The organism is Treponema sp. OMZ 798, from assembly GCF_024181385.1.
GTDB lineage: Bacteria > Spirochaetota > Spirochaetia > Treponematales > Treponemataceae > Treponema_B.
The window spans coordinates 1471955-1491770 of the sequence record NZ_CP051305.1; the positions used below are offsets into that span (position 1 = coordinate 1471955).

Consider the following 19816-nt stretch of genomic DNA (forward strand, 5'->3'; position numbering starts at 1 on the left):
CGTAAACTGCATCAAACTAAAAATTTAAATAAAGTTCCCTTCACTTGACATTTTTTAATAATAAGTTACAATAGGCTTATGAGTGAGATTATAGGTTTTGAGTGGGAAGACTCATTAAGCGTAGGTTATAATACAATAGATTTACATCATAAAAAACTTTTATCGATAATGGGACAGTTTAAAAATTTGTTTGAATTATCTCAAGAAGAATACAAGCTGAAAATCGGCAAAATAATAAAAAACTTGTCCGACTACACCTATTATCACTTTGAAGAAGAAGAAAAAGTAATGAAAGAATACGGATATCCCGGCTTAAAAGAACATGCATCCATCCATAACTCTTTTATAAAAAAAATACAGGAAGCCATTATACCCATGGCATCAGGCAATATTGAAACCGGCCTTCAATTCTATGACTTTTTAGGCAAATGGCTGGTAGATCACATCGCCGGAGCCGACCATGAGTGGGCCGAATACATTCATACAAATCACCCCGAAGCCCAATTTTAGTGTTTAAGTTTAATATCACGTAGAATATTAGATGATTTAACCAAGCAGCTTGCGGCAAAAATTAAAATCCTTATTTAAAATAAAAATTTTACTATCTATATATAAAAAACCTCTACAATAATTATGAGAGGCGGAATAAAAATTACCGCTCTTTATGGAGGTATTATTTTATGAAACAATTATTTAAAGTCACACTCCGAAATGACTACGCATTTAAACGTGTATTCGGAACTGAAGAACACAAAGATATCCTGCAAGATTTGCTGGAGTGTAATAATATTTTTAACTAATTGAAAAATTTTTATTTAAATGTTATTATTATATTGAAAATAATAAAGTTTAAACTATGAATTATAATAAGGGGTTTCCAAAGGGGACTCCCTTTGGCAGACGGGGACAACCAGCCTTGCTTCGAGGTAAAGATAGGAGGGGTTATAGGGGAGGAAAGTACAGCCAGCGTAGCTTCAAGGCAAACCTGTTCTGTCGGGTTGTCTTTCCTCCCCTATAGCTGCTGTATTACAATTAACTTGATAGGAGAAGGCTTTAATAAAAATAAGCGTATTCACAATAAATATCGAGTTTTAGAAACAGTTGCACTGGAAGAGCTCTCTCCAAAACTTGAGATTCATATATTAAATCTTGAAAAAGCAAAATTGTTCAATGTATTTGACGATAAAGAAAATAAGGCTTTAGTAAACCGGTTAAAGTTTATTGAAACCGATGATAGGGAGGTAAGAAGAATGTTAGCTGAAAATTCACAAATGATGAGAAAGGCAAATGCAGCGATTGAAGTTATAGAAATGAGCCCAAAAGAAAAATGGTTATATGACTCAAGAATGAAATATGAACACGACAAGGCCTCATATAGAAATGAAGGTTATCAAGAGGGAATTGAGCAGGGTTTTGCAGATGGGATACACCAAAAAGCTGTTGAAACGGCAAATAGCCTTATAGAGATAGGACTTTCTATTGAAAATATTTCAAAAGCCACAGGCTTAAACTATGCAGAGATAGAAAAACTTTAAATCAGTTATTAATTTGATAGCGGATGATGTTCACTGTGCATTAATCTCTGTGTGTAATGCTACTTGAAATTTAGTAAATATTAGGATATACTAAATGACATTGAATTTTGAATCTCCCCATTTGCAAGGAAAGTAAATGCTTGAAAATATATCGGTAAAAAACATAGCTCTAATAGACAGCCTCTTTGTAGAATTTGAAAACGGCTTAAACGTTTTAAGCGGTGAAACGGGTGCGGGAAAGTCGATATTGATAGGCTCTTTGACCCTTTTGCTTGGAGGAAAAACAACTACAGACCTTATCCGCTCAGGTACCGATGAGGCCGTCGTATCGGGAAGTTTTTTTATCGGGAGTGAACACAGCGAGGCCTTAAAGTGGCTTGGCGAACACGGAATCGAACCCGAAGACAACCGAATTCTTATACGCAGAAATTTAAAGCAAAACGGCCGATCCAATGCTTGGATACAGAGCACGCCGGTAACAAGGAATGAACTTGAGGAGTTTACCTCTCTTTTAGTCGATATACACGGCCAGCATGACCACCAATCTCTTTTTAAAATTGCAGAACACCGTCGTTTTTTGGACAGCTTTGCAGGCATAAACAATGAAGTTAAAATGTTCACCTCTCTTTATGCTGAACTTGCCGAAAAAAGAACGGAACTGGAAGGCTTAAACCTTTCCGAAAAAGAACTGGCCGAAAAACAGGAACTTTTGCAGTTTGCCATCGATGAAATAAACAAGGCAAAGCTAAAGGAAGATGAAAAGGAAGAGCTGGAAGCGGAAGAAAAAAAATTAAGCCAATTTGAAAAACTTTTTGAAGCCTTAAACACGGCATCTCAGCTTTTTTCCGATGAGGCGGGCATCATCAGTCTTACAAAAAAAGCCTTACACCATCTTGAAGCCGCAAAAAATTGCGATGAAGGACTTGAAGACCTTTCAAAAAGACTGGAAACAAGCTATTATGAGCTGGACGATATAAGCTCTTCTATAGATTCCTATCTTTCAAATCAAACCTTTAATCCTGAAAGGGTTGAACAAGTACAAGAAAGGCTTTCTTTAATATATAAGCTTACAAAAAAATACGGGGCAACGATAAAAGACGTTTTAAACTATGCCCAAAGTGCAGAAGAACAGCTTGAGGGGCTTACCAAACGGGAAGCCGGAAAGGCCGAACTTGAAAACGCTATAGGCATTTTGGAGTCAAAACTTTTAAAGCTTGGAAGAAACCTATCCGAAAAACGAAAAGCAGCATCTTCTAAACTTCAAAAGGATGTTGAAGAAGTGCTTTCCAATTTAGGAATGCCAAAAACAAAGTTTCAGGTGAGGGTAGATACAAGGCTCCCTCAAGGGAACAGACTCTCGGCAAATCCTTACGGTTTTGACGATATAGAATTCATGATAAGCCCCAATGCAGGTGAACCCTTGCGTCCTCTTGCAAAGATTGCATCGGGAGGAGAGCTTTCCCGCGTTATGTTGGCCTTAAAAACCGTTTTATCCGCAGGGGATGAAGCGGATACCTTAATATTCGATGAAATCGATACGGGTATCGGCGGAGAAGTTGCAGTAAATGTAGCTTCCCACATGAAAAAGTTGTCGAAAAAAAAGCAAATTCTTTGTATTACGCACCTTGCAGTAATCGCTTCTCATGCCGATAATCATATTAAGATAGAAAAAAATACGATAGGGCAGACTACCAAAACCTCGGCAGCAGCCGTTTCAGGCAAGGCAAGGCTTGAAGAAATAGCAAGAATGCTGGCGGGAGACGAATTAAGTGAAGCATCTCTCAGACATGCTGAAGAGCTTCTTTTAAAATATGTCCGATAGAGGAGATTGTTGTGGAAGGGGAAAAAAGCGGAAACAGGGAACTGTATACAAAACGGGTTTATGAATATGAGCAGGTAATAAACCAAGTTTTAAAGCATGAACAAAATATTCTTTCGCTTATAAAAAAAGACACCTTCGGCGCCGCCTATAAAAGGCTTGTACTTGCCGACGAGATGATCTACTTGGCAACCCTTTATCTGGCCAAATTCAGACTCTCTGTAGCCCTCCTTGGAGGAAAAAACGAAAACATTCTAAATGAGGCACGAAAGACCCTATATAAGCCCATAATCTATCTTGAAGAAATTGTAACCGACCTCATAGATGCTCCTTTTTCGGAATATGAAGAAGGGGTTGCTCAGATTTCAAAAATTACCGAAAAACAAAGATACTATCTTATACGAAAGCTCGGCCTGGTGATAAACTTGGTAATAGACGCTTATGGAGAAAATACAAAATGGCGCTGGTCTTTTATAGATATAGAAGCCCGTTTTGCAGTAGTAGCCAAAAACATCATGGACCTAAAGGAAATAAGCAAAACCGGATTAAACCCTCTTGCGGAAGATTATGACACCGTCATCTATCATCTCCGCCTTGTAAAAAAGCTTTTTACAAAGGCAGCCGACAAATACCGCGAAAAATACGAAATCGTTACAAACAACATAAGCGACTTCCGCACTGCAATCCTTTTTTTGGAAGGCTTAAGAAGGGTGCACATGGTTTTAAATGAGCACAGGGAAGTTGAAGAAATCAAACGTAAAATCGAAATCTGGAAAGACAAGATGGAAAAGGATCTAAAGCAAAAGGATAAACCTAAAAAATGATTTTTACGACAAAAACCGTTTTAAAATTATTCGAAGCTTTCTCTATCCAGCGCTGGAACGATCTTATCCGGCCCTTTGAAATAGTCGAAATGGACAAAACGGCCGAAAAAACCTTTTTAGCCTACATAATCGGCAAATACGAAGAAAAAAAAGGAAAAACAATCGATTGGGATAGGATAATCGACGGTTCCGTATTCGATATTTTAAGAAAGATAGCCCTTTGCGACATCAAGGCTCCGGTACAAAGAAGGATCCGAAAAGAATATCCTGAAGAGTATAAAAAAATTAACGAGTGGATCTTCGAAAAGTATAATAACCTTTTTCCTGACGGGGAATTTAAGAGTAAATTTCATTCCTATCTTTTTGATGAACCCGATAAAGATGACATAACGTGGAAGGTTTCACGGGCAGCTCATAAGTATTCTACGATAAGAGAATTCGAAATGCTAAAACCGGTAAACGAAGCTTTCCGTCTAACCGAAATAGACGGCTTTTTAAAGGAAGAAATATGCGAATTTATGGATTTGACGGGCATTCAGCTCTTACTTGCAAACCAAAATCCTCATAAACTTATAACCGAAATAGAAAAGCTTAGATTTCAAGTCAGATGGAATCAAACGCCGCGAGTTCCCCCGACAACAGTGCTGGGCCACTCCTTCTATGTTGCCGCCCTAACCCTCTTAATGTGTTACGACTTAAACATAAACAAGGAAAGAAGATACAACAACTTCTTTTCAGCCCTTTTTCATGATCTTCCTGAAGCGGTTACAAGGGATATTATTTCGCCTGTAAAACAGGCAACAGACCATCTCCCTGCCGTCGTAAAAGAAATCGAAGAGCGCATAGTCAAGGATGAGCTTTTACCCTTGATGGACGAATCTTTTATAGACGAGGTTCTATATTATATATCCGATGAATTTGAAAATAGGGTTATTGTAGACAAACAGGTAAAAATTGTAAATTTTGAAGAATTATCTCAAAAATATGCCGATAAGAAATTTAAGGCTGTTGATGGGAGATTGGTAAGAGTTGCCGACCAGATCGCAGCCTTTGTTGAAGCTGAAAGCTCAATAAAATATGGAATTACCTCCAAGCATTTGGAAGAAGGCCGTAAAAACATACTGGGGGCTTACCCCGTAGGAACAAAGATAAATAATTTAAGCACGGATGTGTTTTTTAACGCATACCGTTAATGGGAGATAGGGAGTAGATATGAACAAGGTAGAAATGGATAGGGACATTTTTTTCCAAGAAGTAAAGCAAACCGCTATTTTTTCGTGCATTGAAGATGCGGATTTAATGCAGATAATAGATTTTTCCGAAATTCTTTCCTATGAACGAGGCGAAAGCATTATTACCGAGGGCACCGAAAACAAGGGCTTTTTTGTATTATTAAGCGGAAAGCTTGAAATAGTAAAAAACGGAAAATGGGGAGATGTTAAAATCGGCATTTTACAAAACAATGCAAGTTTCGGTGAAACCTCCCTCTTTAAAGATCAGCCTGCAACGGCTACCGTAAATGCCTTAGATCCTTCGACAATCTTACTTATATCTAAGGAGCAATTTACAGCATATATAAATGCTCATCCAAAGGCAGGAAACGTTATCCTAACCTATATAGTTTTTAGCTTATTGCAAAAACTCAATACTACAAATGAAGAGAGGGTACAGGAAAAGAATCTTGAATTCTCTCCGGAAGATTTAGCCTTTATGGTTGATATGTTTAATCCTCCAAATGCAGAGGCTTAATGTATAAAAAAAACATTTTACGGCTTTTATTTTTTATATTTTTATCTCTTGCTGCCTTTGCAGAGGATGTTGTACATATAATCGAAAAGGGCGACACCCTCTATGCTATAAGCAAAAAATATAATACGCCTATAGATATCATTCTCAAAAGAAACAACTTGAGCGATCCTTCAAAGATAAAAATAGGACAAAAACTCATAATTCCGGTAGAAAATTCTTCAAAAGCCAATACAAAAACCAATTCGGACGGCCTTACCTATGTCATCCAAAAAGGAGATACCCTTTATGCCTTGGCAAAAAAATTTGGCGTCAAATTTTCGGATATTCTTAATCTAAACGGCCTTAACGAAAAAACACCCCTAAAAATAGGCCAAATTTTAAAGATTCCTACAGATAAGGTTCAAGCCGATAAGCAAGACAAGACTTCAATTACAAAGACTGCTCCGGATAAGGGTTCTAAAGCCGTAAAGCCGAGCACTTCAACAAAACAGGCCGATTCCAAGCTGCTTTGGCCCGTTCCGGCCTCAAAGGTTGCGTACTTGTCCGGAAAAATTACGGGAGTCGTCATAGATTCGGTAAAAGGACAGGCTGTAAAGGCCGTCAGTTCCGGAAAAGTCGTATCTACAGGTCCTCACCGAGGCTTCGGGCAGGTCGTCTTTGTTCAATCTAAGACAAAACACATATATGTTTACGGCGGAATGGAGAAGGTCATCGTCAAAAAAGGAGATACCATAACAGTAGGCCAAAAATTGGGAGAATTAGGAGTAGAGTTGCTGACAGGTAAGGCCAGGCTCTACTTTATGGTCTACGATAAAAATAAACCCATTGATCCTGCAAAGGCCCCGAGAGGTCTTTAATTTTTTCCCATTTATTTGTATTTAATGCTCGACTTTTCGGCAAAAGTGTAGTATCCTATAAGTACAATGAAATTGTGTGGAGGAAATTATGAACATTAACATTCAAGCAGTAAAATTTACGATGGACGAGGATCAGAAAAACTATCTTGATCAAAAGTTTAAAAGAATTGAATATGCGGATAATCTTATTACCGACATTCAGTGCTTTATCAAACTGGATAAAAAGTTTATCTACGACACAACAATTAACTTTAGGTGGGGGGGCACAGCCCATGTTTCAACCGAAAACTATGAGTTTGAGGCCGGCGTCAATAAAATGATGGATATAGCCGACCAAAAAGTCAAAAAAGAAAAGGACAAGGTTCAAGAAAAGAAATAAACTTAGGCTTAAGGTTTAAATTTTTAGGGGAGCTCTAAGGGGCTCCCCTTTTTATTTTCTAAGCTCTTAAATTTTTAAAAGAGACAGAAAATCAGGCAAGGTCTGTTTACAAAAGAGCCGTAAATGTGTATAGTAAAAACATGGCTAACATAAGCTTTTCGGTGCTCAACCTTTTGGAATTAGACCTTAAAAAACATGACTCCCTTGAATTGACCTGCGTATCGGGGAGAATGGGCCTTGCAAATAAGATTATCGAGCCTAATATAAACCGTCCGGGACTTGCCCTTTCAGGCTTTTTCGATTCATTTGCAAATGAAAGAGTACAGCTTTTCGGACGGGGAGAATATGCCTATCTTGCCACCCTTACAGAAAAAAAAGACCTATCCACAATCGAAAAAATGTTTTCCTTTAAAATTCCATGCTGTTTATTTTCAAACGATTTAAAACCGCCTAAGGAATTTTTAGAAATAAGCGACAAGCACAATTGTCCGGTTTTGATTTCAACCCTTTCATCAAATGAGCTGGCCTTGCGCCTTTTAAGAATTTTATCAAATATCTTTGCCCCTAAAATTTCGATTCATGGGGTCTTGGTAGAGGTTTTCGGCCTCGGAATCCTCATAATGGGCAGCTCAGGCGTAGGAAAAAGCGAAACGGCCCTTGAGCTAATCGAAAGGGGACACCGTCTTGTGGCCGATGATGTAGTCGAGATTTCCTGCATAAACGGAAACACCCTTGTAGGCCGCGGAGCCAATAAGATTATAGGCCACCACATGGAAATAAGGGGCTTAGGGATTATAAACATACGCCGGCTTTACGGTATAGGTGCTATAAGAGAAATAAAGCAGATTCAGCTGGTTGCAAAGCTTGAAGAATGGGATGCAGAAAAAGTTTATGACAGATTGGGAACGGAACAGCTTACAACCGAAATTCTTGACGTTAAGATTCCTATGTTGGAAATACCGGTAAAACCGGGAAGGAATGTGCCGATCATTTTGGAAACGGCAGCTAAAAATGAAAGACTAAAGAGTATGGGATATTTTTCTGCAAGGGAATTCAGCAGAAATGTGCTCAGATGGATTGAAACCGATTCGGCAAGGGCACCCTACTACACTGATGACGATACGTATTAAAAGGATTAAATTATGATTTCAAAAATTATTAAGGTTCAAAACCGGGCAGGAATACATGCCCGCCCCGCAGCTCTCATTGCACAAAAATCGAACAACTTTTCTTCGGAGATTTTTTTATGCAGGGAAGACGCAAAAATCAATGCCAAGTCGGTAATAGGAATTATTACTATGGCAGCAGCCTACGGCACGGAGATAACTTTAACCTGTGACGGACCCGATGAAGCTGAGGCCTGCGAGGCAATCGAAACTATTTTTAACAATAAATTTGAAGAAGAATAAAATGGAGGAAGACCATGAAATTTGATGATTTAAAGAGTCATGCAAGGCTTTTTTCGGAGTACACAGAGCTTCGAGTTCAAGATGATACATTTATGACTGTCGCAGCTTTAAACGGAGATCTTGTAAACAATGTTCAAGCCCGAAAAGCCGGGGTTTGTGCCCGCGCTTTTAAGGATGGAGTATGGGGCTTTGCCTCATCTCCTGAGCAGACGGATGAGGCCATAGCCTCTTCTATAAAAGCGGCAAGCGAAAACGTTAAGTTCTTAGCTAAAAAAACGGGAAGCGGTCAAGCTGAACTTCCTGCCTTTACGGGACAGGGAACCTACGGAAAATACGATCCTTCCAAGGATGCCGATCAAAAGGAAGCTATAGACTTTATAAAAGACCTTGAAAACTACACGGCAAAAAAATATCCCGAACTTCAATCAAGAATTTTTAGAATCTCGGCAAACGGAACCGAAAGGCATCTTATTACCTCGGACAAGGCCGATGCCCACACCTATATTTCAAGGGCAAATTTAATGATGAGCTTTAAGCTCCTTTCGGAAGGACAGCCCATAGACCTTTACGATGTTTTCGGAGGCTGCGGCCAGTTTAAAAACCTTTTCGATGAACCTTCTCTTTACTATTCCAAGATAGACGAAATGGTTGAAAACCTAAAACAAAAGGCAGCCGGAGTCTATGCCCGTCCGGGAGTTCACGACGTAGTTCTCGGCCCCGACCTTGCAGGTATTCTTGCCCACGAAGCAATCGGCCACACCACGGAATCCGACTTTGTAATGTCCGGCTCTATCGCAGCAGATTTTATGAATAAGGAAGTTGCAACACCTCTCGTAACCCTCGTAGACTTTGCCTATGAGTACAACGGCAATCTCTGCCCTGTTCCGATTTGGATAGATGATGAGGGAGTTGCCGCAAAAGATGCAGTAATCATCAAGGACGGAATTTTGCGCTCCTACATGCATAACAAACAGTCGGCAGCAATCTTCAAAGTAGACCCGACAGGCAATGCCAGAGCCAACGAGTTTTCTGATGAACCACTAGTACGCATGAGAAACACGGCCATCCTTCCCGGCAAAGATAAGCTTAAAGATATGATAGCGAGCATCGATGACGGATATTATTTTGTACGCTCTTCAAACGGGCAGGCCGATTCTACAAGCGAATTTATGTTCGGCGTAGTTTTAGGCTATGAAATTAAAAACGGAAAAATCGGCAAAGCAGTAAAGGACTGCACAATAGCGGGAGTTGCCTTCGACATGCTAAAAACCGTAACTATGGTAAGCGACGATATGAGTTGGAGCAATGCCGGCATGTGCGGAAAAAAGCAGCTCATCAATGTAGGAATGGGCGGGCCTGCCATCAAGTGTAAAATCGGAGTAGGAGGACGTGAATAATGAGCGGATTTGACGGAATAAAACATGCGGAATTTATCTTAGAGACCATAAAAAAAGAGGGAGCCGATAAGGCAGTAACAAGGGTTTCAAAAAGCGTAAAAAGCGAAATGAATATTGATGCAGGCCGTTTAAGCCTTTACAGGAGTACTACGGATATTTCCGTTGCGATGACCTCCCTTGTTGAAAGCAAAAAGGGGCATATTTCAGGAAATGATTTAAGCGAAAAGGCATTAAAAGAAAACGCGGCAAAGGCAGTTTCCCTTTCACGCTCTTCCGAAAAAGATGATGGAAACGATATTTCTCCTATGCAAAAGGCAGAAACTCTTTCTTACGGAGATAGCGAACCCAATAACGAAAAAATGTATGATAGGCTCAAAGAGTTTTTGGATTATACAAAATCTACCTATCCTACCCTCCAGTTAAACCAATGTATTTTGGACTTCACACGAAGTGAAAAAGTTCTTGCAAACTCGAACGGAGTGCGCTTTACGCAAAGCTCAGGCATATATAATTTTGCTGCAATGTTCTTTGCAAAAGACGGCAAGGGAACAAGCAGCTTTAACTATAGCGGAGCCGCTCACCTTAATTTGGATAAGCCCTTAAAAGACTGGGGAAACCTCGATGAGATTATGAGGGAAAACTGCGAACAAACAATTACAACCCCTCTTTCAGGATCATTTACAGGGGATATAGTTATAACGCCTATGAGCATGATAGATTTTGTAGGTACGATGGTAGGTCTTTTTATGGGTAATATGCCGCTAATTACGGGCACGTCTATTTGGAAGGATAAATTAAACCAAAAAGTATTATCGGATTTATTTACCCTCCATTCATTCCCTCGAAAGCCGGGTACGGAACTTGAAAGCCTCTATACGGGAGACGGTTTTAAGACTGAAAACGAAACCCTCATCGAAAAGGGAGTTTTAAAAGATTTTGTTTTAAGCCTTTACGGTTCCAAAAAAACCGGACTTTCCCGCTGCGTTTCGGGAGGAGAGGGTCTAATCATCGAAAGCGGAAATACGGCAAAGACAGATATGATTAAGGCCGTCAAAAAGGGAATTTTACTCGGACGTTTTTCAGGCGGAAGCCCTGCGGCAAACGGAGACTTTTCGGGTGTTGCAAAAAACTCCTACCTCATCGAAAACGGCAAAATTACAAAACCTCTTTCCGAAACGATGATAGCCGGAAACATCGTAAAAATGTTCAGCGATATAATTTCGGTTTCAAAAGAAAAAGTAGACTATGGAAATGCAATAGTTCCGTGGATGCATTCTACGGGAATTACTATTTCAGGAAAGTAAAATGAAAAGACCGCCCCGGCCTTTATTAAGGTTGAGGCGGTTTTATTTTAAGGATAAAAAATGTTACCTTCTAAAGAAGAAGCTGAAAGATTACTTGAAGAAGCCTATTTAAAAAATCCCGGACCTTGGCGGGAACACTCCATAGTTGCAGGCAAGTGTGCACAAAAAATCTCTTCAGCCTGTAAGGACTTGGATCCCGTCAAGGCTTATATCTTGGGACTTCTCCACGATATAGGACGGCAGGAGGGCGTAACCGCCCTAGCCCATGTGATAGACGGCTATGAATATCTTATGAAATTAGGCTATGATGAAGCCGCCCGAGTATGTATAACTCATTCCTTTTCCATAAAAGATATAGAAACCTACATAGGCAAAAATGATGTCGGCCCGGAAGCTTATAAAAAAATAAAAAAGCTTATCGACGAATACGAATATGATGACTACGACAGGCTCATTCAGCTATGCGACAGCATTGCTCTCCCTCAAGGCTCTGCAAAAATCGAAGAGAGAATGGGCGACGTCAAAAAACGCCACGGCTATTATCCTCAAGACAAATGGGACAAACATATCGAACTAAAAAAATACTTTGAACAAAAATCCGGCTTGGATATAGATAATCTCGGAATCGGCCCGGAATATAAATTTTAATTTCTTCTTAACTCCCTGTGCCTTCATATTTTTTTATGCTTTTCATAAAGAATAGATAACCGATTATAAATATAATTATGGAATATATCGGTAAAAAAATAAATTTAATATTAAATGAATATTTATTCAAGCTAAAAGCAGCCGGATAAAATGCTATCATTGAGACAGGAAATACATAGGTTAAAATAAACTTGATAAACGCATTATAAATAGATATGGGGTATTGAGCAAAATCGAGCATATCCATTAGGGGCGAAAAAGCTTCTTCTATTTTAGGATATTTTATAGAAAAAGATGAGACTATCAAAAATATGCCGATAATGCCGAAAGTTCCTGCAGCTAAAAATAAGAATAAGGATAAGATGGTTATTATGCCTAAATTTAAAGTATAAGCCGAATATATAAAAATTGATAAACCTGTAACAATTCCAAAAACTTCAGATAAGGCAAAGTTATCAAAAGTGATGTACAAAAAAGGATTAACCGGAAGAGTTAATACCAAACTTAATTTACCTTGCAGTATATAAGTATTTGAATACCAAAGTGTCCAAGCAAAAAAACAATAAAAAATACCGACGGAAATTGTGTACAAAGAATAAATTAACAAACATTCTTCTCTATTAAAACCTTTTATATCAAGAGTTTTGTTAAAAATAAAAACAAGAACCAATATTCCCATTATGGAATTTAAGACTCGAACGATTAACCATAAAACAGAATCGTTTTTAAAAGAAAGCTGCTCTTTTATTTTTAAAACCAAAAGTTTATAACAATAATTCATCTAGCCGCCCATTATCTCTATTTTTTTTATTGCCCTTCTATGAAAAATACAGGTAAACACCAAAAGTAAAAATATCCAATATAATTGCCTTGATATTAAACTAAATGATTTTAAATTAGTGCTGTTTAAAACCTCAATAGGAATTTGATACAGCACTCGAAACGGTAGATAATTTAAGATTTTTTGTAAAGTTTTAGGAAAAAAATCAAAAGGAATCAAGGACCCTGAAAAAAATAAAAATAAAATATTTTTAATTTGAATAAACCCCTCATTATTACCGTAAAAGAAAACGCACAAACCGACAATATAAGCCGTAAACCAATTAAATAAATATGCACAAAAAGCTGAAAAAATAAATAAACTTAAATTTAGGGCACCGTAATAGATGTTCACGTCAAAAAATAAAATTAAAACTATAAGCAAAGGCAGAGATTTTAATATAAATCTTGTAATAGCTGCCGCAAAATCTTTTAAAAAGATATTAAGACCGAAATTAATCGGTCTTAATAAAAGAAAAGAAATAGAACCGGTTTGATAAATAGTTTGAAAATATCTATCGGTAGTTACGACGATAAAAGAACCGACTATAGTTATAATTGCAAAATAAGAAATATAATCCGTATTTCCTATTTGCGACCAAATTGAAGATTTTATTAAAAATAAAAACAACAAGGAAAATATAGAAAAAACGGCCGATATTTTAAAATACAAGTGCTGTTTAATATTTAAATAAATAATTCCAAGTAAATATTTCATTCCGTTTTTTTATCCTTGTAATAGTTTAATAAAATTTTAGAAAAATCTTCATTTTCAATTTTTATATCATAAATATTTTCTTTATCATCTAAAGAATTAAAAATTTCTTCCATTGTAATCTGTTTGTCAACTTCAAATGAAATACTGTTTTTTTGAAGATCTTTTTCTCTTATATTAAAATTGTTTTGTAGTTTTTGGGTTAAATCAATATTCTTTTTATACAAAAGTGTAACAATTTTAGACTTATCGTAATTTTCTATAAATTCATGAGTTCTTATATCTTCTTGTAATCTTCCGTTGTTTAAAACCAACAATCTTTCAGACAGATTGATTATATCATCGGAATTATGAGAAATTAAAATTAAAATAATATCATTAGATTGTTTATAAGTTTTTATCAGATTATAAAATTGTTCTTTTACTTCAAGATCCAAACCTATTGTCGGTTCATCTAAAAGAAGGATTTTAGGATTATGAAATAAAACCAAAGCGATTTCACATTTCATTTTTTGTCCTAAAGACATTTCTCTAATGGGCTTTTTTAAAAGGTTTTCAAGTTTAAACAAATCGATAAGACTGTCTAGCCTTTTATTTGCTTCATCTTTTTCGATTTTATAAATAAGCCTAAAAAGTTCTAAAGATTCTCTAAAAATCATATTTTGGTAGAGCTGACTTCTTTGACCGAAAATAACACCTATATTCCGTTTGTATTCTTTTTGATTTTCATAAATATTTTTTTGATTAAATAAAACTTCTCCGTTCGTAGGCCGCAAAATACCCGAAATAATTTTTATCAAGGTAGATTTCCCTGAACCGTTTTTGCCGACTATCGCAACATTTTCATTATTCTCAATCTTAAAAGAAATATCCGTTAAAGCCTTAACCTCAGAATAATCGGCCTTAAACATATCTTTTACGATACCTAAAAATCCGAATCTTCTTTCTTGAGTTTTATATGTTTTATTGATATCTTTAAGTTCAAGCATAATTATTTTTCCTTTGCGGTTTACCCTACATCAAGCTGCCGAGTTTTTCGCGGATGAATTCGCTTTTTTCTTTTAAGCCTATCTTGCCCGTTTGGAGGATGAGGACATTCGGGGCCTTGGGGTCAAGGCTTACACGGCCTGCGGATTCTTTTATCATGCGCAAAAGTTTATCTACCGATATTTTTGATACGCGCGCAAACTCTATTCGGACGGCGGCCTTTCTTTCTTTTAGGCTTGCAATCGAAAGATGATTACAGATAATTTTTATTTCGGAAAGTGCCAAAAGGCTTTCCACCTCGGAGGGTGCGGGGCCGAAGCGGTCAAGAATTTCGGAGTAGACCCTGTCGAGGTCTCCCTGCACCTTGACGGCGGCAATTTTTTTATAAACTTCCATCTTCGTTTCGGGACTTGAAATATAGGAATCGGGGATAAAGCCCGAGTACTCAAGCTCGATAACGGATTCTTGAACGGGCTCATAATCTTGGTTTTGAAGTTTTTGAACAGCCTCATCCAAAAGGCGCAAATATAAATCGAAGCCGACGGAATAAATATCGCCCGATTGTTCCCTGCCCAAAAGATTTCCGGCTCCTCTTATTTCCATATCCTTCATCGCAATTTTAAAGCCGGAACCGAGCTCGGTAAAGTCGGAAATAACTTGAAGCCGCTTCATTGCAATTTCGGAAAGGGCCTTATCGTCAGGATATAAAAGATAGGCATAGGCCTTTTTATCGGAGCGGCCTACCCTTCCCCTCAACTGATAAAGCTGGGAAACGCCGTACATGTCGGCTCTGTCTATGATGATGGTGTTGGCATTCGGAATGTCGATACCGTTTTCGATAATGGTGGTCGCAATTAAAACCTGAAAACCGCCCATACTAAACCGTTCAAAAATTTCTTCAAGTTGGTTCGGAGACATTTGACCGTGGGCTGTCTCAATCATAATCTCAGGCAAAAGGGATTGAAGCATAAAAAGAGTTTCATCTAAACTTTCAACCCTGTTATGAAGATAAAAAACCTGCCCGCCCCGAGAAGATTCCCGCCTTATAACCTCGGCAACTTTTTCGGCATTGAACTCGGCAATAACGGTTTCGACAGGCTTTCTGTTTTGAGGAGGAGTTGCAATTACGCTCATGTCTCTTATTTTTAAAAGAGACATGTGAAGGGTGCGCGGAATTGGAGTTGCAGAAAGAGAAAGACAGTCCACATTGTGCTTCATCTGTTTTAATCTTTCCTTATCCTTAACACCGAAGCGCTGTTCTTCATCGACAATCATCAAACCCAAATCCTTAAAGACAACATCCTTTTGAATTATGCGGTGAGTTCCGATCAAAATATCAACTTCGCCCTTTTTTAATTTTTCCAAAACTTTTTTTTGTTCTCCCTTTGGAACAAAACGGGAAAGACGGGCCAGCTTTACGGGAAAGTTTTTAAACCTCTTATCTAAAGTTTCAAAATGCTGTTCCGTCAAAATAGTTGTAGGAGACAAAAAGGCAACCTGCTTTCCGCTCATAACGGCTTTAAAAGCCGCGCGCATTGCAACCTCGGTTTTACCGTAACCTACATCACCGCAGATAAGCCTATCCATAGGAACTGGTTTTTCCATATCCTCTTTTACCTCGGCTATGCAGGTAAGCTGGTCATCGGTTTCTTCATAAGGAAAGGCAGCCTCAAAGGCCGTCTGCCATTCATCGTCTTTTTGAAAAGCAAAACCGGTACTCGCCTTTCTTTTGGAATAAAGGTCGATGAGTTTTGCCGCTATATCTTCAACCGATTTTTTTACCTTGTTTTTTCTGTTCTCCCAAGACTTGGAGCCGAGGATATCGAGGTGTGGAGCCTCTCCTTCGTTTCCTATATAACGCTGAACAAGGTCGGCCTGCTCAATCGGAATAAAAACGGTTTCATCGTTTGCATATAAAAGATTTATATAATCTCTTTCAGTGTCTAAAATTTTAACACGCTCGATACCGCGGAATTTTCCTATGCCGTAATTTACATGAACAACATAGTCTCCCGGATTTAATTCGATGAAAGTATCGATAACGGAACTCTTTGCAGTCTTTACCGATTTTGGAATTCTTCTGCGGCGGCCGAAAATTTCGTTTTCGTGAATTACCAAAATTTTTAGATCAGGAATACCGAAGCCGCCTGAAAGGTTGTATGGCAAAATCTTTATCCGCTCTTCATGCAAAATCTCTTCGATACGGAGAGCCTGATTATCGCTTTCGGCAAATACAAAGATAGACCAATTATCGTTTAAAAGGTTATTTAATTCTTCCCGCAAATAAACTATGTTCCCGAAAAAACTGCGGGGCGGATCGGTTTTAAATTTAAGAGTTTTTGTTTTATTTTCTTGTTCAGCAAGCGTTCTAAAATAAATCGACTTATTATATTTTTGTACATTGCTTTCAAATTGAAGTAAGATGCGTTGAGGTTCGGGATATTCCGAAATCAGGGCCTTTCGTTTTTCGTTTTCGTCAAATTGAGTTTTTGTTTTTTTATAAAGCCCCATGTATTCTCTAAGTAAAACTTCGGAAGAATTTTTTTGTCTGTCATAATCGGCATAAAAAACAGGAATCTCATTTAGTTCCGCATATTCCAAAACTGAAGAGCTTTTTTCAAATGCAAGCGGATAAAAAATTTCTTCTCCCTCAAAGGTTTTATATTCTTTTAAGGCATCAACAATCTTTAAAATGTTTTCGGAGAACTCCGAATAGGTTTTTAAATTTTTTTCCAAGCAATCGATACGCTCGTCATTCCAAATAACTTCTTTTACGGGATAAAGGTTAATCTTTTTATGTTCTTCTAAAGAACCCTGACTTGCTATATCAAAGCTCTTTATTTTTTCTACCCTGTCAAAATCAAATTGAATTCGGTAGGCCGTTTTTTCGGAGCCCGAATTGGAAGCAAGGCAGATATCCAAGACTTCACCGCGCAGGGCAAACTCCCCCCTCACGCTTACACGAGGAACCCTTGTATACCCCCAAAGGGTTAAAAGCTCTGCAACGCTTAAAATATCCAAACTTGAACCGGCAGAGATTTCTACCTTGTTTTGTTTTAAATAATCGGCCGGAGGAACCGGAGTTAAAAAAGAGCGCTGACAGCTAATAAAAACGGGAGGCTTATTTTTTGCATAAGATTCATTCCCGGATTCCAACAAACGGATCAGCACTTCGGCTCTTTCCGAAAAAACGGGAGCCGTCGGCGAAATCGGCCTATAGGCAAGAGAGCCCCACCAAGGCAAAACAAAATTTTCTATTCCGGAAAAATCCAAGTCGGCCCTTACGGCCTCAGCTTCCTTTTCGGTAGGCACTACAACGAGGACGGGCTTGCGGGTTCTATACAGATACTCCGTTAAAAAAAAACCGAAAAGGCCTCCCGAAATCCCTGTGAGGTTGTAGGGATAAGAATTTTCATCTATCTCATCGAAGGCATTTTTCATATCCTTCCATGAGCGGATAGAACTTTGTAAGGAATCTATTAGAGGCTGAGGCATTTAAATTCTTACTCGTTTGAGGGCATCAGCTGCATCCTTAAAATCGGGACGGAGTTTTACGGCTGTCTGATAAGCCGCAATCGCACCTTCTTTTTCCCCGGCCGCTTCACGGACGATTCCGAGTCTATACCACCAAAGAGAGTTGGAAGGCTCCAAGTGAACCGAAATAGAATAAGCTATATCGGCCTTGTGATACTTTTTGGTATTTCGGTAAATTTCGCCGACAAAAAAATGGGCAACGCTTATACGCTCTCCGTTGGGAGCCATTTCGATATACATTTCCATGTTCCGCAAAGAGTCCTTATAGTTTCCAAGGAAAAACTGAGCTTCCCCTAATGTTTCGATAATTCGGGCATCCTTCCCTATTTTTAAGGCATCACTACACACCAGCTCAGTGTCCTTATATCTTCCTAATCGAAAAAGACACCACGTATATACGGCATAAGAATCCATGTTTTTAGAATTTACCTTTAATTCGTTACGGCAAATTTCGATAGCAGATAAATAAGCAGTCCTGGCATCATCCCGTCTCCCTATAGAATCAAGACTGCGGCCCTGCCTATAAAGCTTTAGAGCGTCAGGTTTATCTTGTGCAAAAAGAAGGCCGGCCTCCGTAAAAAAAAGGCCTGAAGTAAAAATAAAAGTTAATAGAATAAATTTAAAACGTTTTCCGGTTATCATAATTTTCTCCGTATAGTATTTTACATAAATTTATACTTTATTCAATCGGGGAGCACAAGCCTGTCTAATACACGAACTTATCTTCTTCGTCTTTTACGATGGAAACCCTGCCCCGTTCCGCCTCATTTTTGACACGGGCTAAGAAGAGGTTGACGGCATTATTCAGATCGCGTTTAAGAACAGGCCCCATGTACTGTTCTTCATCGAGCACCAAAGAAGCGCGGCTCTTAGATATATTTGCCAAGATTACTTTTCTGAATTCTTCACTTTGATTATGGATTAAAAGAGCCAATTCTTTATCGGTCATGGGCGAGATAAGATACTGAATGTGCTTGGGATACATGTTTATCACATCATCGAGTGTAACGAGTTTACGCTTGATAGTTTCAGTCAAGGTTTCATCTTCAAGATCTAAAGAGTCCAAGATATTGGAGCCTGTTTCATAATCCAGTTTACGCAAAATATCGGCCAAGACGGAAACTCCGTCAACAGAGCTTGTGCGGTTTAAATTTACATCGGCAAGTTTTTTCTTTAAGGCCTCGCTTACCTGATTGAGAACTTCTACATCTATTCTTTTAAGCTTTGCAAGGCGCAAAATGATGTCTTTTTTTTCGTCCTCATCTTCGATGGAACTTATATAAGCCGCAGCCTGCTTAGGCTCCAATTGCGAAAGGACTATGGCCTTTGTAGCCGGAAGCTCGCCTTGCAGTATTCGTGTCAGGCGGTCTTTATCCATGCCTTCAAGATATTCAAAGGGCACAGGCATCTTGGGAGGCACGGCACTTTCAAGAATCTCTTCAGCCCTGGCCTCGCCGAAGGCCTCTGTTAAAATGGTTTTAGCCGTATCGACACCGCCCAAAAGGTTTTTGTTTTTATTGTAGATATCGTTAAATTCGTTTAGAATATCGTAGGCTTCTTTTTTGTCTATTGATTGAACCGTAACAAGCTCGGCTACAACCTTGTCTATTTGCTCCTTATTGAGCTGCCGTAAAACATCGGCCGCCTGTTCCGCCCCGATTATAAAAAGGAATTTTGCAACCTTCTTATAAGGACTTTCTTTTTCCGTACTTTCAGCAATGGGAACCTTTATAAGCCCCTTCTTTAGCATTTGACTTTCAATATCGCTCATAAAAACCTCAGGGGCTATTATAGCATAGATTAGCTCTAAATAGCAAGGGTAAAGAAAAGTTATAAATTG

20 protein-coding genes are annotated in these 19816 nt (G+C 38.5%); 14 read left to right on the forward strand and 6 right to left on the reverse strand.

Annotation, left to right across the window (positions count from 1 at the left end):
• The first annotated feature begins 78 nt into the window (after positions 1 to 78).
• The 14 genes from E4O07_RS06920 to E4O07_RS06980 all read left to right on the forward strand — a co-directional run bounded on the left by E4O07_RS06920 (position 79) and on the right by E4O07_RS06980 (position 11921).
• A complete protein-coding gene (locus E4O07_RS06920; protein WP_253684733.1) occupies positions 79 to 510 on the forward strand; it encodes a bacteriohemerythrin in 432 nt (143 codons plus the stop codon).
• Positions 511 to 680: 170 nt separating this feature from the next.
• The gene (locus tag E4O07_RS13505) at positions 681 to 800 is read left to right on the forward strand and encodes a PD-(D/E)XK nuclease family transposase (RefSeq protein ID WP_371921913.1); all 120 of its coding nucleotides are present in this window, start codon (positions 681 to 683) and stop codon (positions 798 to 800) included.
• Positions 801 to 893: 93 nt separating this feature from the next.
• Positions 894 to 1535, forward strand: coding sequence for an Rpn family recombination-promoting nuclease/putative transposase (locus E4O07_RS06925; RefSeq protein ID WP_371921914.1), 642 nt, complete (start codon positions 894 to 896; stop codon positions 1533 to 1535).
• A 136-nt stretch (positions 1536 to 1671) separates the two neighbouring features.
• A complete protein-coding gene (gene recN, locus E4O07_RS06930) occupies positions 1672 to 3357 on the forward strand; it encodes a DNA repair protein RecN (protein WP_253684734.1) in 1686 nt (561 codons plus the stop codon).
• Between the two features lie 11 nt (positions 3358 to 3368).
• Entirely contained in the window at positions 3369 to 4178 is an 810-nt protein-coding gene (locus E4O07_RS06935) for a hypothetical protein (RefSeq protein ID WP_253684735.1), read from the forward strand.
• Positions 4175 to 5371 (forward strand): HD domain-containing protein, encoded by a 1197-nt coding sequence (locus E4O07_RS06940; protein WP_253684736.1) that lies wholly within the window; start codon positions 4175 to 4177, stop codon positions 5369 to 5371. Before E4O07_RS06935 ends, E4O07_RS06940 begins: the two co-directional genes overlap by 4 nt.
• Positions 5372 to 5390: 19 nt before the next feature.
• Positions 5391 to 5927 carry a cyclic nucleotide-binding domain-containing protein gene (locus tag E4O07_RS06945; protein WP_253684737.1) on the forward strand — a complete coding sequence of 179 codons (537 nt, stop codon included), beginning with the start codon at positions 5391 to 5393 and terminating at the stop codon, positions 5925 to 5927.
• Positions 5927 to 6784, forward strand: coding sequence for a murein hydrolase activator EnvC family protein (locus E4O07_RS06950; protein ID WP_253684738.1), 858 nt, complete (start codon positions 5927 to 5929; stop codon positions 6782 to 6784). Before E4O07_RS06945 ends, E4O07_RS06950 begins: the two co-directional genes overlap by 1 nt.
• An 88-nt stretch (positions 6785 to 6872) precedes the next feature.
• A complete protein-coding gene (locus E4O07_RS06955; RefSeq protein ID WP_253676748.1) occupies positions 6873 to 7163 on the forward strand; it encodes an HPF/RaiA family ribosome-associated protein in 291 nt (96 codons plus the stop codon).
• Positions 7164 to 7303: 140 nt separating this feature from the next.
• Positions 7304 to 8293 (forward strand): HPr(Ser) kinase/phosphatase, encoded by a 990-nt coding sequence (gene hprK, locus E4O07_RS06960; protein ID WP_253684739.1) that lies wholly within the window; start codon positions 7304 to 7306, stop codon positions 8291 to 8293.
• 12 nt (positions 8294 to 8305) lie between these two features.
• The gene (locus E4O07_RS06965) at positions 8306 to 8572 is read left to right on the forward strand and encodes an HPr family phosphocarrier protein (RefSeq protein WP_253684740.1); all 267 of its coding nucleotides are present in this window, start codon (positions 8306 to 8308) and stop codon (positions 8570 to 8572) included.
• Between the two features lie 14 nt (positions 8573 to 8586).
• Entirely contained in the window at positions 8587 to 9969 is a 1383-nt protein-coding gene (locus E4O07_RS06970; protein ID WP_253684741.1) for a TldD/PmbA family protein, read from the forward strand.
• Positions 9969 to 11273, forward strand: a complete 1305-nt coding sequence (locus E4O07_RS06975; protein ID WP_253684742.1) for a TldD/PmbA family protein — start codon at positions 9969 to 9971, stop codon at positions 11271 to 11273. The genes E4O07_RS06970 and E4O07_RS06975 overlap by 1 nt, the downstream gene beginning before the upstream one ends.
• A 60-nt stretch (positions 11274 to 11333) precedes the next feature.
• Complete coding sequence (locus E4O07_RS06980) at positions 11334 to 11921, forward strand: HD domain-containing protein (protein ID WP_253684743.1); 588 nt, start codon at positions 11334 to 11336, stop codon at positions 11919 to 11921.
• 7 nt (positions 11922 to 11928) lie between these two features.
• On the opposite strand, the gene E4O07_RS06985 is transcribed toward E4O07_RS06980, so the two are convergent.
• The 6 genes from E4O07_RS06985 to E4O07_RS07010 form a co-directional block, all read right to left on the reverse strand.
• Positions 11929 to 12702 carry an ABC transporter permease gene (locus tag E4O07_RS06985; protein ID WP_253684744.1) on the reverse strand — a complete coding sequence of 258 codons (774 nt, stop codon included), beginning with the start codon at positions 12700 to 12702 and terminating at the stop codon, positions 11929 to 11931.
• A complete protein-coding gene (locus E4O07_RS06990; protein WP_253684745.1) occupies positions 12703 to 13458 on the reverse strand; it encodes an ABC transporter permease in 756 nt (251 codons plus the stop codon).
• Positions 13455 to 14444 carry an ABC transporter ATP-binding protein gene (locus E4O07_RS06995; protein WP_253684746.1) on the reverse strand — a complete coding sequence of 330 codons (990 nt, stop codon included), beginning with the start codon at positions 14442 to 14444 and terminating at the stop codon, positions 13455 to 13457. Before E4O07_RS06995 ends, E4O07_RS06990 begins: the two co-directional genes overlap by 4 nt.
• Positions 14445 to 14469: 25 nt before the next feature.
• Positions 14470 to 17937 (reverse strand): transcription-repair coupling factor, encoded by a 3468-nt coding sequence (mfd, locus tag E4O07_RS07000; protein ID WP_253684747.1) that lies wholly within the window; start codon positions 17935 to 17937, stop codon positions 14470 to 14472.
• Positions 17938 to 18618 (reverse strand): tetratricopeptide repeat protein, encoded by a 681-nt coding sequence (locus E4O07_RS07005; RefSeq protein WP_253684748.1) that lies wholly within the window; start codon positions 18616 to 18618, stop codon positions 17938 to 17940. It abuts the gene before it with no gap.
• Between the two features lie 64 nt (positions 18619 to 18682).
• Complete coding sequence (locus E4O07_RS07010; RefSeq protein WP_253684749.1) at positions 18683 to 19747, reverse strand: flagellar motor switch protein FliG; 1065 nt, start codon at positions 19745 to 19747, stop codon at positions 18683 to 18685.
• Positions 19748 to 19816 lie beyond the last annotated feature (69 nt).

What these genes read in the sequence shown, in the direction of transcription:
- E4O07_RS06920 (WP_253684733.1), top strand. Translation starts at nt 79, where the DNA reads ATGAGTGAGATTATAGGTTTTGAGTGGGAAGACTCATTAAGCGTAGGT.
- E4O07_RS13505 (WP_371921913.1), top strand. Translation starts at nt 681, where the DNA reads ATGAAACAATTATTTAAAGTCACACTCCGAAATGACTACGCATTTAAA.
- recN (WP_253684734.1), top strand. Translation starts at nt 1,672, where the DNA reads ATGCTTGAAAATATATCGGTAAAAAACATAGCTCTAATAGACAGCCTC.
- E4O07_RS06940 (WP_253684736.1), top strand. Translation starts at nt 4,175, where the DNA reads ATGATTTTTACGACAAAAACCGTTTTAAAATTATTCGAAGCTTTCTCT.
- E4O07_RS06945 (WP_253684737.1), top strand. Translation starts at nt 5,391, where the DNA reads ATGAACAAGGTAGAAATGGATAGGGACATTTTTTTCCAAGAAGTAAAG.
- E4O07_RS06950 (WP_253684738.1), top strand. Translation starts at nt 5,927, where the DNA reads ATGTATAAAAAAAACATTTTACGGCTTTTATTTTTTATATTTTTATCT.
- E4O07_RS06955 (WP_253676748.1), top strand. Translation starts at nt 6,873, where the DNA reads ATGAACATTAACATTCAAGCAGTAAAATTTACGATGGACGAGGATCAG.
- hprK (WP_253684739.1), top strand. Translation starts at nt 7,304, where the DNA reads ATGGCTAACATAAGCTTTTCGGTGCTCAACCTTTTGGAATTAGACCTT.
- E4O07_RS06965 (WP_253684740.1), top strand. Translation starts at nt 8,306, where the DNA reads ATGATTTCAAAAATTATTAAGGTTCAAAACCGGGCAGGAATACATGCC.
- E4O07_RS06970 (WP_253684741.1), top strand. Translation starts at nt 8,587, where the DNA reads ATGAAATTTGATGATTTAAAGAGTCATGCAAGGCTTTTTTCGGAGTAC.
- E4O07_RS06975 (WP_253684742.1), top strand. Translation starts at nt 9,969, where the DNA reads ATGAGCGGATTTGACGGAATAAAACATGCGGAATTTATCTTAGAGACC.
- E4O07_RS06980 (WP_253684743.1), top strand. Translation starts at nt 11,334, where the DNA reads ATGTTACCTTCTAAAGAAGAAGCTGAAAGATTACTTGAAGAAGCCTAT.
- E4O07_RS06985 (WP_253684744.1), bottom strand. Translation starts at nt 12,702, where the DNA reads ATGAATTATTGTTATAAACTTTTGGTTTTAAAAATAAAAGAGCAGCTT.
- E4O07_RS06990 (WP_253684745.1), bottom strand. Translation starts at nt 13,458, where the DNA reads ATGAAATATTTACTTGGAATTATTTATTTAAATATTAAACAGCACTTG.
- E4O07_RS06995 (WP_253684746.1), bottom strand. Translation starts at nt 14,444, where the DNA reads ATGCTTGAACTTAAAGATATCAATAAAACATATAAAACTCAAGAAAGA.
- mfd (WP_253684747.1), bottom strand. Translation starts at nt 17,937, where the DNA reads ATGCCTCAGCCTCTAATAGATTCCTTACAAAGTTCTATCCGCTCATGG.
- E4O07_RS07005 (WP_253684748.1), bottom strand. Translation starts at nt 18,618, where the DNA reads ATGATAACCGGAAAACGTTTTAAATTTATTCTATTAACTTTTATTTTT.
- E4O07_RS07010 (WP_253684749.1), bottom strand. Translation starts at nt 19,747, where the DNA reads ATGAGCGATATTGAAAGTCAAATGCTAAAGAAGGGGCTTATAAAGGTT.